Source organism: Variovorax sp. GW821-FHT09B05 (assembly GCF_059418265.1).
The window spans coordinates 165,153-183,030 of record NZ_JBWKPN010000016.1; the positions used below are offsets into that span (position 1 = coordinate 165,153).

Annotated in this window: 14 protein-coding genes and 1 tRNA gene; 7 read left to right on the forward strand and 8 right to left on the reverse strand. The window is 61.4% G+C overall.

Features of this window, described 5'->3' with window-relative positions; genetic code table 11:
• Nucleotides 1–37 precede the first annotated feature (37 nt).
• From AC07RM_RS32630 to AC07RM_RS32640, 3 genes are all read left to right on the forward strand, one after another.
• On the forward strand, nt 38–922 hold the full coding sequence (locus AC07RM_RS32630; RefSeq protein ID WP_495337116.1) for a LysR family transcriptional regulator: 885 nt from the start codon (nt 38–40) through the stop codon (nt 920–922).
• 76 nt (nt 923–998) lie between these two features.
• Complete coding sequence (locus AC07RM_RS32635; protein ID WP_495337117.1) at nt 999–2,159, forward strand: agmatine deiminase family protein; 1,161 nt, start codon at nt 999–1,001, stop codon at nt 2,157–2,159.
• A gap of 28 nt (nt 2,160–2,187) precedes the next feature.
• Nucleotides 2,188–3,279: an agmatine deiminase family protein gene (locus AC07RM_RS32640; RefSeq protein ID WP_495337118.1), complete on the forward strand. Its 1,092-nt coding sequence runs from the start codon at nt 2,188–2,190 to the stop codon at nt 3,277–3,279.
• 6 nt (nt 3,280–3,285) lie between these two features.
• On the opposite strand, the gene paoC is transcribed toward AC07RM_RS32640, so the two are convergent.
• The 3 genes from paoC to paoA are packed head-to-tail and all read right to left on the reverse strand — an operon-like array spanning nt 3,286 to nt 7,105.
• Entirely contained in the window at nt 3,286–5,496 is a 2,211-nt protein-coding gene (gene paoC, locus AC07RM_RS32645) for an aldehyde oxidoreductase molybdenum-binding subunit PaoC (protein ID WP_495337119.1), read from the reverse strand.
• Between the two features lie 5 nt (nt 5,497–5,501).
• Nucleotides 5,502–6,452: an FAD binding domain-containing protein gene (locus tag AC07RM_RS32650; RefSeq protein ID WP_296791335.1), complete on the reverse strand. Its 951-nt coding sequence runs from the start codon at nt 6,450–6,452 to the stop codon at nt 5,502–5,504.
• Nucleotides 6,449–7,105, reverse strand: a complete 657-nt coding sequence (gene paoA, locus AC07RM_RS32655) for an aldehyde dehydrogenase iron-sulfur subunit PaoA (protein WP_495337120.1) — start codon at nt 7,103–7,105, stop codon at nt 6,449–6,451. Before paoA ends, AC07RM_RS32650 begins: the two co-directional genes overlap by 4 nt.
• A gap of 622 nt (nt 7,106–7,727) precedes the next feature.
• On the opposite strand from paoA, the gene AC07RM_RS32660 reads away from it, so the two are divergent.
• From AC07RM_RS32660 to AC07RM_RS32675, 4 genes are read left to right on the forward strand one after another with little or no spacing between them, the layout of a single operon-like run.
• Nucleotides 7,728–8,546 (forward strand): DNA adenine methylase, encoded by an 819-nt coding sequence (locus tag AC07RM_RS32660; protein WP_495337121.1) that lies wholly within the window; start codon nt 7,728–7,730, stop codon nt 8,544–8,546.
• An 8-nt stretch (nt 8,547–8,554) separates the two neighbouring features.
• A complete protein-coding gene (locus AC07RM_RS32665; RefSeq protein ID WP_495337122.1) occupies nt 8,555–9,838 on the forward strand; it encodes a metallophosphoesterase family protein in 1,284 nt (427 codons plus the stop codon).
• On the forward strand, nt 9,835–11,721 hold the full coding sequence (locus tag AC07RM_RS32670; protein WP_495337123.1) for an ORC-CDC6 family AAA ATPase: 1,887 nt from the start codon (nt 9,835–9,837) through the stop codon (nt 11,719–11,721). Before AC07RM_RS32665 ends, AC07RM_RS32670 begins: the two co-directional genes overlap by 4 nt.
• Nucleotides 11,712–12,629, forward strand: coding sequence for a hypothetical protein (locus AC07RM_RS32675; RefSeq protein WP_495337124.1), 918 nt, complete (start codon nt 11,712–11,714; stop codon nt 12,627–12,629). The genes AC07RM_RS32670 and AC07RM_RS32675 overlap by 10 nt, the downstream gene beginning before the upstream one ends.
• Before the next feature lie 793 nt (nt 12,630–13,422).
• Here AC07RM_RS32675 and AC07RM_RS32680 read toward each other — a convergent pair.
• The 5 genes from AC07RM_RS32680 to rdgB form a co-directional block, all read right to left on the reverse strand.
• Nucleotides 13,423–14,289 (reverse strand): hypothetical protein, encoded by an 867-nt coding sequence (locus AC07RM_RS32680; protein ID WP_495337125.1) that lies wholly within the window; start codon nt 14,287–14,289, stop codon nt 13,423–13,425.
• A gap of 7 nt (nt 14,290–14,296) precedes the next feature.
• Nucleotides 14,297–15,670, reverse strand: coding sequence for an AAA family ATPase (locus AC07RM_RS32685; protein ID WP_495337126.1), 1,374 nt, complete (start codon nt 15,668–15,670; stop codon nt 14,297–14,299).
• 200 nt (nt 15,671–15,870) lie between these two features.
• A tRNA-Ser gene (locus tag AC07RM_RS32690) sits at nt 15,871–15,958 on the reverse strand.
• A gap of 35 nt (nt 15,959–15,993) precedes the next feature.
• Nucleotides 15,994–17,268, reverse strand: a complete 1,275-nt coding sequence (gene hemW, locus AC07RM_RS32695) for a radical SAM family heme chaperone HemW (protein ID WP_495337127.1) — start codon at nt 17,266–17,268, stop codon at nt 15,994–15,996.
• Nucleotides 17,259–17,858, reverse strand: coding sequence for an RdgB/HAM1 family non-canonical purine NTP pyrophosphatase (gene rdgB, locus AC07RM_RS32700; RefSeq protein ID WP_490875831.1), 600 nt, complete (start codon nt 17,856–17,858; stop codon nt 17,259–17,261). Before rdgB ends, hemW begins: the two co-directional genes overlap by 10 nt.
• Between the last annotated feature and the right edge of the window lie 20 nt (nt 17,859–17,878).

Here is a 17,878-nt window from a genome sequence, read left to right on the forward strand (position 1 = left end):
GCGCTATCTTGTGCGCCGATCCATCGACCGGGTTCCCATGTCCAACGCCAGACTGCCCTCCTTCAAATTCCTGATCGGCTTCGAAGCGGCCGCGCGCCTGGGCAACTACTCGCGCGCGGCCGAGGAGCTCCACGTCTCGCAATCGGCCATCAGCCACCAGATCGCGCAGCTCGAGCAGCAGGTCGGCCAGCCGCTGTTCCGGCGCAAGGGGCGCGGCGTGGAGCTGACCGTGGCCGGCGGCCTGCTGCTCGACAGCGTGGGCAAGTCGCTCGAGCAGATCCGCCATGGCCTGCATCGCATCGAGACCTACATGGACGACCGCCTCGTCACGCTGGTCTGCCCCGCGCCCGTCGCGCACGGCTGGCTGCAGCCGCGCATCGACCGGCTGCTGCAGGCGCATCCCGACCTGTGCCCGATCGTCTCGGTCGACGAGAGCGCCCGCTTCATCGACGAGCTCGACGTGGACATCGCGATCACGCGCGAGCCGCTGCAGCAACAGGGCGTGTTCGAGACGCCCCTGCTGAGCGACGAACTGGTGGCGGTCGGCCTGCCCGACGCCGACACGGAGGCCGCGCCCGGCCTGCTGTGCCTCGAGGCCGACCTCACGAGCGACCGCATCGGCCCCTTCATCCGCGAGCACTTCGGCCAGTTGCGCAAGGCCGCGATCTACGACGACCCGCGCCTGCTGCTCGACGCCGCGCTGCGCGGCCGCGGCCTCGCGCTGGTGTCGCGGCTGTCGGCCGACGATGCGCTGCGCAGCGGCCGCTTGCGTCACCTGGCGGCCTGGCCGAGCCTGCCGCTCGGCACCCTCTGGCTCTCTCGCACCGAAGGCCCGTCGCGCCTGCCGCTGGTGCGCGAGGTGTTCGACAGCCTGCGGGCGTTTGCACGCGAGGACGGCCAATTCATGAGCCAAATCGATTGATATGGCCAGAAAAGATCAATTGTGCGGATGAATGAGCGTCTACAGAATCCGGGACTCCGTAGAAACCCTGATTTTTATGACGACTCGACGAACACTCCTGGGCCTCGGTGGCCTGGGCCTCTTCCATGGACTGCTGAGCGCCTGCGGCGGTGGCGGCGGCAGTGCCGGCGGCCCCGCGCTCCCCTTTCCGCCGCCGGCGCCCGCTCCCGCGCCCGCACCTTCCCCCGCGCCCGGCAGCGCCTGGCGCATGCCCGACGAGGGCGGTGCCCATCGCGCCGTCTGGATGGCGTTCGCCGCGCGCGAATCGATCTGGACCGCCGAGCTGCGCGAGCCGGTGCAGCGCGCACTGGCGCGCATCGCCAATGCGATCAGCGTCTACGAGCCGGTGAAGATGCTCGTGAACGCCGAGGATGCCGCCACGGCGCGCCAGCTCTGCGGCTCCAACGTGCAGCTGATCGAACACCCGATCGATGACCTCTGGGCGCGCGACACCGGTTGCGTGTTCGTGCGCAACGCCCGCGGCGAGCGGGCCGCCGTGAACTTCAACTTCAACGGCTGGGGCCGCAAGCAGCCGCATGCGCGCGACGCCACGGTGGCGGCGCGCATGGCCGAACTCGCGGGCGTGCCGCTGCTGCGCAGCCGCCTGGTGCTCGAAGGCGGCGGCATCGAGGTCGACGGGGAAGGCACGGCCATCGTCACCGAGAGCTGCGTGCTCAACGAGAACCGCAACCCGGGCGTGACCAAGGCCGCGGCCGAGGAAGAGCTCCGGCGCCTGCTGGGACTCACGAAGATCATCTGGCTGCCCGGCATCGCCAACCGCGACATCACCGACGGCCATACCGACTTCTATGCACGCTTCCTCAAGCCGGGCGTGGTGGTGGCGGCACTGGACAACGACCCCGAGTCCTTCGACCATGCCGTGACCCGGCGCCACCTCGACCTGCTGCGCACGGCGACCGATGCGCGCGGACGCGCCCTGCGCATCGTCACGCTGGCAACGCCGGGCCGGGTGCGCCCCACCTACGCACGCAAGGAGTTCGCGGCCGGCTACGTGAATTTCCTGCTGACCGACAAGGCCCTGTTCCTGCCCGAGTTCGGCGACGGGGCGGCCGACGGGGCGGCCCGCGCGGCGCTGTCCGCGGAGCTGCCGAGCCACCAGATCGTGCAGCTCGACATCGATGCCATCGCCGCGGGCGGCGGCGGCATCCACTGCACCACGCAGCAGGAGCCGGCGTGATCCCGAACGCTTTCGCCAGGAGACCGACATGCATTTCTCGATGACCCGCCGCCGCCTGACAAGCGCCCTCGGCCTCGCGCCGCTGGGCTGCATCGCCATCGCACCCGCCGCCGCGCCCGAAAGCTGGCAGATGCCCGACGAAGCCGCGCCGCACCGCGCCACCTGGATGTCCTTCGGCCCGAGCGAGGCGATCTGGGGCCGGCGCCTGCTGACGCCGGTGCGCCAGCATCTGGCCCGCATCGCGCGCACCATCGCCGAGTTCGAACCCGTGCACCTGCTGGTGCGCGAACGCGAACACGACCTGGCCGCGCGCCTGTGCGGCAACCGCGTGCAGCTCGAGGTGCAGCCGGTGGACGACCTCTGGATGCGCGACACCGGGCCGGTGTTCGTGCGCAATGGCGCGGGCGAATGGGGCGGCGTCGATTTCAACTTCAACGGCTGGGGCGGCAAGCAGGCCCATGCCGACGATGCCGAGGTGGCCGGCTATGTGAGCGGTGCCGCCAAGGCACGGCCGCTGGCGACGGAGCTGGTGCTCGAGGGCGGCGGCATCGAGGTCGATGGCGCGGGCACGGCGCTGATCACCGAGAGCTGCGTGCTCAACGCCAACCGCAATCCCGGCTGGGGCCAGGAGGACTGCGAGGCCGAACTGCGGCGCCTGCTGGGCCTGCGCAAGATCATCTGGCTGCCCGGCATCGCGGGCCGCGACATCACCGACGGCCACACCGACTTCTATGCGCGCTTCGCGGCACCGGGCATCGTGGTGGCGGGCCTGGAGAACGACCCCGATGCCTACGACCACGCCGTGACCCGGCGCCACCTCGAGATCCTGCGGCAGGCCACCGACGCGCGCGGCCAGCGCCTGCGCGTGGAAGTGCTCGCGGGGCCGGACTCGGTGCGCGACGCCTACGACAGCGACGAGTTCGCGGCCGGCTACATCAACTTCTACGTCTGCAACGGCGCCGTCATCGCGCCGCAGTTCGGCGATGCGCGCGCCGACGGCAACGCCCGCGCATTGCTGCGCGAGCTGTTCCCGAAGCGCGAGGTGGTGCAGCTCGACATCGATGCGATCGCCGCGGGCGGCGGCGGCATCCACTGCACCACGCAGCAGCAGCCGCGTTGAGGCCGCTCACGCCACCGGCGGCAGTCGATCGAGCAGCTTGTCGAGCGTGATCGGATAGCTGCGCACGCGGATGCCGGTCGCGTTGTAGACCGCGTTGGCGACCGCGGCCGCGACGCCGCACATGCCGAGCTCGCCCACGCCCTTGGCCTTCATCGGCGAGGAGATCGGATCGGTCTCGTCGAGGAAGACCACGTCCTGGTGCGGGATGTCGGCATGCACCGGCACCTCGTAGCCCGCGAGGTCGTGGTTGACGAAGAAGCCGTGCCGCTTGTCGACCGCCAGCTCCTCCATCAGCGCGCCGCCCACGCCCATGGTCATGGCGCCGATCACCTGGCTGCGCGCGGCCTTGGGGTTGAGGATGCGGCCCGCGGCGCAGACCGCGAGCATGCGCCGCACGCGGATCTCGCCGGTGACCGCATCGACGCCGACTTCGACGAAGTGCGCGCCGAAGGTCGACTGCTGGTACTTCTTGTCGAGGTCGCCGTACTCGATGCCGTCCTCGGCCGACAGGCCCTCGGCGCCCGCGGCCTCGGCCAGCGGCACCGTGCGCTCGCCGGCGCGCACCATGCCGTCGGCAAAGCTCGCATCGGCGACCGCGAAGCCCAGCTTGCCCGCCACCGCCTCGCGCAGCTTCATGCAGGCCGCGAACACGCCCGAGGTCGAGTTGTTCGCGCCCCACTGCCCGCCCGAGCCGGCCGAGGCCGGGTAGGCCGAATCGCCGAGCCGCACCTGCACCTTGTCGAGCGGCAGCCCCATGGTCTCGGCGGCGGTCTGCGCAATGATGGTGTACGAGCCGGTGCCGATGTCGGTCATGTCGGTCTCCACCGTGACCACGCCGCGGTTGTCGAGCCGCACGCGCGCGGCCGACTTCGTGAGCAGGTTGTTGCGGAAGGCCGCCGCGACACCCATGCCCACGAGCCAGCGGCCGTCGCGCTGTTGGCCCGGCGCCGCGTTGCGCCGGTTCCAGCCGAAGCGCTCGGCGCCGGTGCGCAGGCATTCGATGAGGCTGCGCTGCGAGTACGGGCGCTCGGGCTTCTCGGGATCGACCTGGGTGTCGTTGAGCACGCGGAACGCGATCGGGTCGATTCCGAGCTTCTCGGCCATCTCGTCCATCGCGACCTCGAGCGCCATCAGGCCCGGCGCCTCGCCGGGCGCGCGCATCGCGTTGCCCTCGGGCAGGTCGAGCACCGCGAGCCGCGTGGCCGTGAGCCGGTTCGCGCCCGCATACAGCAGCCGGGTCTGGTTGACCGCCGTCTCGGGCTGGCCGCCTTCGAGGTCGCCCGACCAGCCTTCGTGCGCGATGGCCGTGATGCGGCCGTCGCGCGCGGCACCGATGCGGATGCGCTGCACGGTCGCGGGCCGGTGCGTGGTGTTGTTGATCATCAGCGGTCGCGTCAGCGCCACCTTCACGGGCCGGCGCGCGGCACGTGCGCCCAGCGCGGCGAGCAGCGCATCGGCGCGCACGAACAGCTTGCCGCCGAAGCCGCCGCCGATGAAGGGCGAGACCAGGCGCACGTTCTCCTTCGGGATGCCCAGCGTCTTGGCGACGTCGCCGACGCCCCAGGCGATCATCTGGTTGGCGGTCCAGATCGTGAGCCGGTCGCCCTGCCACTGCGCGATGGAGGCATGCGGTTCCATCATCGCGTGCGACTCGTCGGGCGTGCTGTAGGTCGCGTCGAGCTGCACCGGCGCCGCGGCGAAGGCGCCCGCGAAATCGCCGACCTTCGTCTCCGGCTCGCCCGACATGGGGCTGGCCTTGGGCGGCTTGGCCGACGCCATCTCGGCCGCGAGGTCGAAGCGGCCGGCCGCGCGCGTGTACTCGATGCGCACCAGCTGCGCCGCGGCGCGCGCCTGCTCGAAGCTCTGGGCCACCACCACGGCCACCGCCTGGTGGTAGTGGTCGATCTCGGGCCCGGCCAGCAGCTTGGCAGTGTTGAAGTCGCCCTTGCCCAGCTTGCCCGCATTGCGCGCGGTGACGATCGCCAGCACGCCCGGCGCGGCCTGCGCCGCGCGCAGGTCCATCGAGGCGATGCGGCCCTTGGCGATGCCGGCGCCGATCACATAGCCATAGGCCGCGCCCGGCACTTCGGCATGGCGCTCGTAGGCATAGCGCGCGCTGCCGGTGGTCTTGACCGGACCGTCGATGCGGTCGGTGGGTCGGCCGATGACCTTGAGCTGGTCGATCGCGTTGGTGGTCGCGGGGGTGTCGAATTTCATGATGTTCAGCTCCTCGCCTGCACCAGGGCCGCCGCGAGCGCGCGTTCGGCCAATGGCAACTTGAATGCGTTCTCGTGGGTCGGTTGCGCATCGGCCAGCAGCCGTGCGCTCACCGCGCGCGCGCCCTGCGGCATCGCGGCCTCGGCGGCCTCGATGCGCCACGGCTTGTGCGCCACGCCGCCGAGCGCCACGCGCCCGGTGCCATCGCGCTGCACGATGGCCGCCACCGACACCAGTGCGAAGGCGTAGGAAGCGCGGTCGCGCACCTTGCGGTAGACCTGCGTGCCGCCCACGGGCCGCGGCAGCGTCACGCCGGTGATCAGCTCGTCGCGCTCGAGCGCGGTCTCGATGTGCGGTGTGTCGCCGGGCAGCCGGTGGAAGTCGGCGATCGGAATCACGCGCGTGCGCCCGTCGGGCTTCACGGTCTCGACGGCCGCGTCGAGCACGCGCATCGCCACCGCCATGTCGCTCGGATGGGTCGCGATGCAGGCCTGGCTGGCGCCGATCACGGCGAGTTGCCGCGTCACGCCGCCGATGGCGCTGCAGCCGCTGCCGGGGCGGCGCTTGTTGCAAGGCTGGTCGGTGTCGTAGAAGTAGGGACAGCGCGTGCGCTGCAGCAGGTTGCCGGCCGTGGTCGCCTTGTTGCGCAACTGGCCCGAGGCACCGGCCAGCAGCGCGCGCGACAGCACGCCGTAGTCGCGGCGCACGCGCTCGTCGGCCGCCAGGTCGGTGTTGCGCACCAGCGCGCCGATGCGCAGGCCGCCGTCGGTGGTCGGCTCGATGCGGTCGAGCTTCAGCGGGTTCACGTCGACCAGGTGCACCGGCGCCTCGATCTGTAGCTTCATCAGGTCGAGCAGGTTGGTGCCGCCCGCGATGAACTTGGCGCCGGGATGGCCGGCCACGGCCGCCGCGGCCTGCGCGGGCGTCTGCGCGCGTTCGTAGGTGAAGGGCTTCATGCGCGGCTCCCTGCCACCTCGGTGATGGCATCGACGATGTTCGAGTAGGCGCCGCATCGACAGATGTTGCCGCTCATGCGCTCGCGCAGTTCGTCGGCCGACAGCAGCGGCCGCGCCGTGAGATCGGCGCTCACGTGGCTGGGCACGCCGCGCCGCACCTCATCGATGACGCCGACCGCCGAACAGATCTGGCCCGGCGTGCAGTAGCCGCACTGGTAGCCGTCGTGCTTGACGAAGGCCGTCTGCAGCGAATGCATGGCCTGCGGCGTGCCCAGTCCTTCGATGGTCGTGACCTGGGCGCCCTCGTGCATGACCGCGAGCGTGAGGCAGGAATTGATGCGGCGTCCGTCGAGCAGCACGGTGCAGGCACCGCACTGGCCGTGGTCGCAGCCCTTCTTGGTGCCGGTCAGGTGCAGGTGTTCGCGCAGTGCGTCGAGCAGGGTCGTGCGCGTGTCGAGCTCGAGCGCATGCGATTGGCCGTTGACCTGCAGCGAGAGTCTGGTGGGAGGCATGTTCGTGGGCGGTGGTGATGCCGCGGCCGGTGCGGCCGCGGCGGGCAAATGAGACGAGACCGCGGCGGCGGTGGCGGCGGTCGCGATGAGCGCGTCGCGCCGGGTGATTGACGTCGTAGGCGATGTCGTGGGGCTTTCCATGGGGGGACTCCTGTTGTTCGAGGGTCGGGTGCGCGTGGGAACACTCTGATAGCGCGAGCTACCGGGGTTCGCAGTAGGAGAAGGGATGTTGTTGGGTCCCGTGGGGGGCTCGTCGCGCGAGGACGCCGGCGCCAGCGCTCGTTCGCCCGTCTGGTGCGAGCGTGGCGAAGCACCATTCTTGGGACCTGTTCGTGGAATCGATTGCGCGTTTCGCGCGTTTTCTTGCCCGATTCGACGAGTTTGCGCCGCTCCGCGGCCGCGTATGGCTCGCGCGTAAAACGAAGAAGGACGCCTTACGAAGCCGGTGCGACTACGCTTGGCGCAGCCCAGCGTTACGGTTGCAGTTGCCGCTTCTCACGCGCAAAGTCGGGTTGCCCGCTTTTCAATAATAAAGTCCCGTCGCGCGGACTGCGCGGAGCCTTCCAAAAGCAGGCTTAAGTGATCTTGGCGAAGATGGCGTTAGCGCACTCGGTTTCAAACTAGCTCGAGGCAGCCCGTCGGCCCTGCGATTTACTGGAGAACCGGAAGCCTTGTGGATCACTGTCCAAGTACACTGCCGGACGCTAGCGTCCGGCAACGAAAACGACACAAAAAGGCATTCAATGATCAAGCGAGGTACTAGATGACTGTGCCAATTCTGCGCTGGGCCGGAAGCAAGAGAAAACTGCTCCCGACTCTGATAGCAGCCGCACCTCAAGGCTATAGCAGGTATGTCGAGCCTTTTGCTGGATCCGCAGTTCTCTATTTGCGTCTTGACCACACTCCAGCGCTATTGGGTGATATCAACGCGGACCTTATCGAAACCTACGCGACAGTTAAGAGACATCCAAAACGAGTCTGGACAAGGACTGCCGCGATGAGCACAGATCCCGACTACTACTACGACCTTCGAGCGTTGGATGCATCTCGCATGGGGATCCTTGATCGTGCCGCGCGCTTTATCTACCTTAATCGCTTTTGCTTCAACGGCGTCTACCGCACCAACAGACAGGGGCTGTTCAACGTGGCACGAGGCAATGGACACCTCTTTGTTCCAGAATACGAAGTCTTTGCCGCCTTTGCGGAGAAGCTCGCGGATGCCACATTGGTTTGTGGAGATTTTGAATCCGTAGTAGCTCAGACTCGGAAAGGAGACTTTCTGTATCTGGATCCACCCTATAGTTTAGAAGGGAGGCGAGATCGCGGAGAGTACGGACCGGGAACCTTCCGCGAGAAAGATGAAGACCGTCTCGTCACCGCCATTGTTTCAGCATCCGATCGAGGCGCAAAGGTGCTGCTTTCTTATTCGCCTTCGCGACGCATGCTCCAACGCCTGCCGGGTTGGCAAGTCAAACGGCTAAAAGTTGCGCGCAACGTGGCTGGCTTCGCTTCGTCCCGACGTACGGCGAATGAAGTCTTGGTATCCAACTACAGTTGGCGCGCTGACGCGCAAGACCGGTAACGAAGGACATGCCAGACGAATTAGCAAATCAGCCAGTGAAAGCCATGCTTCGCATTGCCGTAATCGGTGACCCTCATTTCGTGCTAGCCGACCATGACTTGGCCAAGGGGTCGTACTTAAAGTTTGATTCAAAGGGTGATTTTGTTCCGAAGCAATCAAACCAACATCCTTGGGCCTCTCTCACCGATCTAGCTCGAACGCCCCAAGCCAATCAAGCCGATTTAGTTATCTGCGTAGGCGACTTGAGTTCAGGTGGTGACAAACTTGCTTTGGAAATGGGGTGGAAGAATCTCAACGAGTTGGCGACGCTACTAGGCGCTAAGATTTTGGCTTGTGCTACGGGAAACCACGACGTTCGCTCACGCAGTCAAAGCAAGGACGTGCAAGCGAATGTGATTCGACAGCTAGGGGGCTCGCGCGGCCTGAACGAGAACCTCAAAATTCTCGAACCACCTTATCCACTTGTTGATCAAGGAAAGATTACCGGCGTTACGGCCGACGATTTACGTACTCGATACTTCGGCGACAACATTATTCTGATAACGACAAATGAATATCGGTTAGTTGTTCTCAACAGTTGCAGCGAGCACACAGCCGACAACGTAGATTTCGAGAAGGGTGCATTCCCCGCTTCGGTTAAGAAGGCCTTAGTCAAGGCTTTAGCATCATCTCCTGAGCCGAAGCTCAATCTGCTAGTTTGTCACCACCCACCCACTTCACACGGCTACTTCGGCGAAAACAACTACGATTTCATTTCTGGCGGTGGCGAAATGTTGACCGCCCTTGAAGAACACGGTGCTTGGCTGGTGATCCATGGTCATAAGCACCATGGTCACCTAACATACGCACCAGGAGGCGGTCGCTCTCCGGTTGTATTCGCGGCAGCGAGCTTGGGCGCTACGCTTTCGCAAATTGGCAATGGGTTTAGGAATCAATTTTACATGATCGAATTGCAGGCTGCCGGGGAAGACTTGCGAGGGCATGTACGAGCATGGGATTGGTACAACGGAGTGGGCTATAACCAAGCCAATCGCAAACCTGGAGGCATTTTTGACGGTTGTGGCTTCGGGCATCGCCGGTCCCCCAGCGAGATTGCAGCGGCGATCGCTGTGGCCACTGATGAAAAATTGCCAATGCGATGGAACGATGTGCGGACTGCTATTCCTGACCTAAATTTCGTGATCCCGTCGGATTATCCTCTAATTGAACGGGCTCTCAAAAGTAAACACGCAATTGCCGTTGAGCCAGACCCTCAGGATAACTGGGTCACACTCGCAAAGGCCGCGATGTGAGCGCAACTTTTCTCGACCCGTTTAATGCGAAAGCGATGACGTTTTGGGAAGTAGCGTCTACTTTCGTTCCATCTCCAAAGTTCACCTCGCTTGCCGGAAAGTGGAATGCGCTGCTTATTGGCCCACGCGGCAGCGGGAAAACAACGCTTATGAAGATGCTCAGCATTGAAGCCCTCCGAGCATGGAACGGCCCTGAAGCAGCCTCATATCGCGCAAACATCGCTTACACAGGCATCTATGTGCCATCCGACATAGCTTGGGGCGAAATGGTACGGGCCTTGTCATCAACTCTAGATGAGCAGTCAACCAACTTCATCTCCGCTGCAGCCTTTGTGACGAATGTGCTTCAGTCTGTTGTAATGGCGATGCAAAGTAGACTGAACGTCGCAGAAACTCAGAGCGCTGCGTCTCAATTTCGCGTAGCCCGCTGCTCTAACGAAAAACTAGAAACTACTGTTGCGGAGATTGCCGAACTGTGGAAGCTGACGACACGGTCGCTGTCATTGAGAGGTTTGGCAAATGCCCTAGGGCAACGTCTGATCGACATTAAGCGACAAGCCAACCTGATCGCGGTAACACCAGACCTTACGCTGAATGATATCGCAGCACGCATGCCCTATATTGGGCTTCCGCTTGTTGAATCTGTCAACGGCGCGGTTGCACTTTTCGATCAAGCAATAGATGAAGAAGCGGGACTTTGGGCTCTATTACTTGATGAGTTCGAAGTGGCACCAGTACACCTCCAGAAAGAAGTTTTGACCGGACTTCGGGCCTCTTCCACAAAAATTCTCTTTAAGGTGGCGCTCGCGCCATGCGGACCTCATACTCTACTCAATATTGGCGAGGCTACACGCCCAACAAACGAAAATGACTACAAGCAAGTGGAGCTATGGTATGTCAATAAAGACGACGCAGAAGATTTTTGCAGTCAGCTTTTCGAATCACGAAAATCGAGTCTTCGAGATGTGCCATCTGATGCCTCCGCAGAGTATGTATTTGGGTCCTCTGGCTATGCGATTGTTGATGAGACGGGTGAGGCGCCAGCAATAGCTTCATACGGCAGGGGAGCATTGTGGGCTAGAGAGTTTTCGCAGCTTGCTGAGAAAGACAATCTTTTCAAACTCTTCTTAGCGCAAAAAGGAATAGATCCAAAAAATCTCGATCCTTCCCCGTCAGCGCAGAACGGCAACACCATTCGAAAGATTGCGCCTGTGGTGGCATTTCGAAATGCCTATAAGGGAAAAATAGAAGGAAAAAAGCGCGGTCGAAAGCCTTTTAAATCTGGCTATAGCGGCTGGGCTGCAATATGTGCAATTAGTGAAGGAAATCCGCGCTGGTTAATCCGCATTATTAACTCAATAACTGCCAACTTGCCAAGTGGCAGTGCGAGCTTTCCGGTCTCCGTCACTGTGCAGCAGGGACAACTTACTGGTCAGTCGCAGGCATTCGCCGAAATTTTGCGTGCTGCCGCCACGGGTCAGCTTCGCGGGTTGGATACAACAACGCCTGTTTACGAAACACTTGAAAAAATCGGGAAATATTTTCATAACCGCTTGGTGCTTGACAAATTCGTTGAGGATCCACCGATGTCATTTATCGTAGATCAGAACACGGATCGAGACACTGAAAATGCACTTCGCATCGCCGTCAATCACGGTGCGATTGTTTGTTACGAAACACCCGATAGTTTGGGCGGCTACTCTTCTCTCAAGGGGAAGCGTTTCCGGCTCGCATACATTCTTGCTCCAGAATTCAAACTGCCGCTTCGAAAATCCAAATCAGTAAGCTTGAGCTCGGCTTTGGTCGAGCGCGCAAATGGGGAATCACTTAACTCCTTAAAACCAGCTGCGGTACCGAGCCAAGGAACATTTTCATGGGACTAGTCATCACTGAGCTGACGCAAGTCACTCTTGAGACGCCCCCCTCCTTGGCAGACCTGGGCGGCAAACCCGATATCGCGGTGCTCAGCTCGGGGGATAAACGACGTCATCGTTTTTTTTCGCGCACTTTGGAGCGTGTTTCGGGCGTTGCCACGCTCTATTGCCGAAAGCAGCAGGGCTCCGCATCCGCACCCGATTTTGAAGCGCTTATGTCGAGCGTGTTGGCGGTCGCCGAAAAGGTAAAAACTGTTGATGCCGAACCTTTAAAATTTTTAGTCGACGTATCCTGTTTGCCAAGAACATCGATCGCACAAGTTTTTGCTGCGATTGGCCTAATTGCACAAAAACGAGTTGTGCGACTCAATCTGGCCTATAGCCTTGCAGCATACGCGCCATCCCCGACGGTCTGGGCAACGCCCAACCGCACAATCTCGCCTGTTCATCCCGCGTTCTCTGGCTGGACTTCAGAAGGCGCGAGCGCTCCGCTCGACGTTGTAGTGGGGCTGGGCTACGAAAAGGGTAAGGCACTAGGAGCAGTCGAGTACCTTGAACCTCGATACCGGTGGATTTGCATTCCTCAATCACCCGAAACCGCGTATCTGCATGAGGTGATGGAACACAACAAGCACCTCATCGACAATAGCAAAGGACGAGTCACGAACTATGAAGTGCTTTCTCCTGTTGAAACGTACTTCTCGCTTCGTTCGCTAGTCGAAGGAATCACGCAAAGTGCCCGCCCAGTGTTGCTTCCATTTGGGCCAAAGATTTTTTTTGCCCTCAATCTTTTGATCGCCCTCAGCATTGAGGAAGCTGCCGTGTGGCACGTCAGCGGCGAGCGAGACGACTATGACGAGCGCCACCCATCGCGTCACTCCGTAATTCTGGGGTGCTCGGTAGGCAGCTCGGAATAGGCGGCCGGGCCCGCCGTCGTGTGTCAGGGCCAAGCACAATGTCCGACCGCAGTCGGTCATGCCGCTATCTGGCCCTGATCGTCAGCACGACCTGAAGCCGTTGCATGTACTGGCTCGATGGCCGGGACGCCGAGAACAGCGTGGCGCTGAAGACGAACGGCGCCCCCGGCTCACAGCACTCCACGCATCGTTCCTTACCGCTCGTAGCGGACAGGACAAGGTACTACCGAGGCGACGATGCACTCATCGCGAGGCGACGAGGCGCTCCACAATCTCCCACGCACTTAATAAGCGCAAGATATTCCCCTGTATAAAACCTCACGTACTCTTCTGCTGACAGGCTGATCTTGCACAGCCGCTCTACAACGTCGAAAAGCACAGAGAGTCGGCTGAGTAACAACCTTGTCTTAGCAGTTCGGAGAGGTCATGCGCGAGATGCGGCTCGAACTGGGCCTAGGCCCAGTTAGTTCGGCAAGAACTCCGCCTTCCATCAAAAGCTACCTGCGCTAAATCGAGAATGTCCCAGCGAATCCCACTCTGCAGACGGCAGATGTGACCGCCAACGCGCCTAGGATTCGCCATAGTCGAAAAAATCTACTAAGAAGTGCGCTGCGCGCACAGCGGCATTGGCGCCATCGCATCTATCTCCGAACTCAAATCTTCAAAAAAATTTCTTTACGCTTCACTTCTAGATCTCGCGCAGTTGATCGGCAGGATGACAGACTCAACTATTGCCATCGCTGAAGACACGCAAGGGCTCTAACGTTCTAATCGACGTCTTAAATGTGGTTATTCATGCCAACTTTTTCTTGAGACTCTTTATTGCTGCGCTCGTAGATTTACCGAGTGCTTTTAACCTTTGATCGACCACGCGCCGCGCCTTTATCGCACGTTCCAATCCAGCAGGCGTCATAATTTTTGCGTACAACTTGACGAGTTTTTCAGCCTCATCTCGACGTAGAGCAAATACATCGATTAAAGCATCTTCAGCCTGCGCCGCTCCGAATATCCCCATCTCGACATTCAACACCATATCTCTAACTGCCGCATCTAGATCCCGGGCCTGCTTGGCTCTTGTAACCGCACGCGCAAAAAACTTCTTCTCCAAAACTTCCGTCTTAAAAAGCTTACATTCGTCAATGACTGCCTGCCCTTCTATTGAAAGCCCGACAAAGGTAAAATCTTTTCTCAGTTTTATATGGTCACTGTATCTGTGATGGACAGGGTGCACCCACAAAAATCGCTTTGATCCAGGGTATCGCACTGGCGCACGCGAGCGAACCTTGAGAGGATCAAACAATCCTTTGAAATTGTTGCACTGCTTGCACGAAACGGCGAGGTTGCGCGGCTCATAGGTAAATTTAGCATACCCGAATGTATGTCGCCGCTTAACATAGTCGTCGCTTTTCCCGTTCAAAAGCGTGCAGGCTTTAGACGCATTCTTCGGCAGAACATGCTCTAATTCGCGATACCCAATTTGATTGGATTCAATCAACATCTGGCAATAGACACAGCGATCATTCTGCAGTTCTAGTAGCCGAACACGAAAAGCTTTTACGGCTGGATCCGACGTGGACCACTTCGCTCCCGCTAGGCTGCGTACTTTCTTGAATAGCGCAGCGTCGCTTTGCGTCCATTCGATCTGGCTAAACAGTTTCATTGCCAAATTACACCAGCTTATTCAAGCGTTTAGCGACGCTGTCAAGTACTTCGCGCAAAGGATCAAATGGCGGCAATGACTCTACATCTGCGGTCAGTCTGGAAGACCAAGATGACGCTTGGGCGCTGCTAATTGCAGCCCCGTTCGAGAGTTTTCGCAAGGCGACGTTTGCTAGCTTGAGGAAGCCAGGGGCTCGCGTCGTATCCATCGCAAAAATTTCGTCGTAGACGTCACTGGCATTCCATCCGAAGGTTGTGACTAATGGCTCGCTACGAACGACGGCATCAATGCGATTGGCTCGCTTAAGTGTCCTGATATTTCCCCAATCTGCTGACACGCCGGATGCAACCAAAGGAGAATGCGTGGCGACAATCGCTTGGCAGTCCTCATGGCGATCCAAAAGCTTTTTCAGATTTGGCATGAAATTTTGTTGCCAATTGGGATGAAGACTATTTTCCGGCTCGTCTACAAGAACAAGCGCCTGATCACGTAATTCAACCACAAGAGATCCAAAGCTACCCAGCCAACCCCATTGACCTGAACTCAAATATTCGCCCGCGATAAATTCGGGTTTTCCCGCCTTCTTAAATTCTGTTCCCTCAATTTCGATGGCACCACTTCTGAGGAGGAGTTCAACTTCAGCGATAGACAATAAACTCATCCTTGCGCGAATCCGACCGTCACCAATGAGAAGAGATTTTCCTGAATTTGTGGAGTGAAATTCCCTTTCAGTTCGCTCGATCAAATCTGATTTTCCCATTCGATCAACCAATTTGAGCAGCGCTTCATCCTCTACAGTTTTAACTCCGTTGTATTTCAGGTCACGAAGCCACTCAGAGAAAGACTTGGAATTAAGGTATTCTTCAATGCTCTTGCGCCCCTCTGCTCTCTTTAGATGCACACGCACCACTGCATCTAATCCCAGGTGCTTAAATGTCTCCACTAGTGCGTCATAGCGATCAAGCAAAAGATGGCGATTCGCTAGTAGACTTCCGATTAGGCTTCTCTCACTTTGCTGCACGCCAGCCATGCCATTACTTGCGCGCTGCCCTAAGTATACAAAGTCCGAATATTGCTTAGATCGTCTACTATTTTTTAAATCGGTAGTGCCAGCGCGAGGAAATCTGTCCAAAGGAGTGCCAGAAATTGCAATTACCTTGGAAGGCTGTTCCATTGAGTCAAAAAAGACACTAGGCCCTCGTGGAGGTGAATACCGGCGACGACCTAATGCCGCTTCAGCAATCAAACGCAAAAGATAGCTTTTTCTACCGCCGTTTTCCGCAATGAAAACGGTGACCCAGTTCCGCGCATCATGCCGTTCTGGAGCTATGGCCAGGGGGCTCCTGAACCCGCTACCCGAGGACTTGAAGGTCTTGATCATTGTTGGCTGCGTATCGTCGAGCACTGCACTGTTTTGACGTGATCCAACGTTGTGCCGCATGCAAGTCGACGAAGCCTCGAGGGAGTCCGATGCTCAGCATGGATCCGCTTTACATCGGCGCTCATGCGCTTCTCATTCTGGGCCTTTGTGCGGAGACGACAGCCTACCCTCCACTTAGCCCACTGATTTGTATGCGTTGTTGGCGGAGAGTGTGAGATTCGAACTCACGGACGCTTTCACGTCGGCAGTTTTCAAGACTGCTGGTTTAAACCACTCACCCAACTCTCCGGAGCCGGCGATTCTATGCCGACCTCGGCCCGTGCTCAGTCCTCGGGCAGGAACAGGGTCTGCAGGTCGCTGAGGAAATCGAGCCCGCGCTCGGTGGGCCACACGCGGCTCAGGTCGCGTTCGACGAGGCCCTTGCGCTCGGCCTCCTCCAGCCCGCGCTGGATCGCGGTGAAGGCCAGGCCGGTGCGCTCGCCGAACTGCATCAGCGTGAAGCCGGCCTTCAGGCGCATGGCGTTCAGCATGAATTCGAACGGCAGGTCGGCCAGCGCGACCTCGTCGCTCTGCGCGACGGCGGTGCCGGCACGGGCGTTGTCCATGTACAGGCGCGGTTCGCGAAAGCGCACCTGGCGCACGATGCGATGGGCGAAGCTGAGCTTGCTGTGGGCGCCGGCGCCGATGCCGAGGTAGTCGCCGAACTGCCAGTAGTTGAGGTTGTGCGCGCAGGTGTGGCCGGGCCGCGCATAGGCCGAGACCTCGTAGCGCGACATGCCGATAACACCGGTGCGCTCGGTGATGCGGTCGAGCATCGCGTAGGCGATGTCGTCCTCGGGCAGCTGCGGCGGGAACTTGGCGAACCAGGTATTCGGCTCGATGGTGAGGTGATAGACCGACAGGTGCGGCGGCGCGAGCGCGAGCGCCTGCGTGAGGTCGGCGTCGAGCTGCTCGAGCGACTGGCCCGGCAGCGCGTACATGAGGTCGAGGTTGAAGGTGTCGAACGAAGCGGCTGCCTCCTCGGCGGCGGCGATCGCCTGGGCTCGGTCGTGCACGCGGCCCAGCGCCTTCAGGTGCTCGTCGTTGAAGCTTTGCACGCCCAGCGACAGCCGGGTGACGCCGGCCGCGCGGTAGGCGCGGAAGCGGTCGCGCTCGAAGGTGCCGGGGTTGGCCTCGAGCGTGATCTCGCAGTCGGGCGTGAGCTTCAAGCGCGCGCGCACGTCGCCCAGCAGGCGGTCGATGGCCTGGGGCGAGAACAGGCTCGGGGTACCGCCGCCGATGAAGATGGCCTGGACGCCGCGACCCCAGATCAACGGCAGCGCGGCATCGAGATCGGCAATGAGCGCGTCGATGTACGCGGACTCGGGCATGCCGTCGGCCTCGGCGGTGCTCGTGGCGCGCCACTCGTGGGAATTGAAATCGCAGTACGGGCACTTGCGCAGGCACCACGGCAGGTGGATGTACAGCGTGAGCGGCGGCAGCGCCGTCAGCTGCAGCGGGCCGGGGCGCATCCAGTGCAGCACGTCGTTGGCATGCGGCGCGCCGACCGGCGCCGCGGGCTGGATGGGAACGACGGACGAGGGACCGGTCACAGCCATCGCTCGCGCATCAGCGCCAGCATGGCGCGCGCGGCCTGGCCGCGGTGGCTGTGGGCGTTCTTCACCTCGGGCGAGAGCTGGGCGAAGGTCTTGCCGAAGGCGGGCAGGTACATCACGGGGTCGAAGCCGAAGCCGTTGTCGCCGACCGGCGCCGGCGCGATCTCGCCGGCCACGCGGCCCACCGCGATCAGCGGCTCGGGATCGTCGTGCCTGCGCAGCGCGACCAGTGTGCTGACGAGCGCGGCGCGGCGATTGGCCTGTCCGGCCAGTTGCTCGAGCAGCGCCTTCACGTTGTTGGCATCGCCCTTGGGGTAGCCGAACTGGGTGGCGTAGTAGGCGGTGTCGACGCCCGGCAGGCCGCCGAAGGCATCGACGCACAGGCCGGCGTCGTCGGCGATGGCGGGCAGGCCGGTGGCGGCGCTGGCGTGGCGTGCCTTGGTCAGCGCGTTCTCGACGAAGGTGCGGAACGGCTCATCGGCCTCGCTCACGCCGAGCTCCGACTGCCGCACGAGCGTGACGTCGAGTTCGGCGAAGAGCTGCTGCAGTTCGGCCAGTTTGCCGGCGTTGTTGGAAGCCAGGACGAGTTTCATACGTGGAAAGGAATAACGAC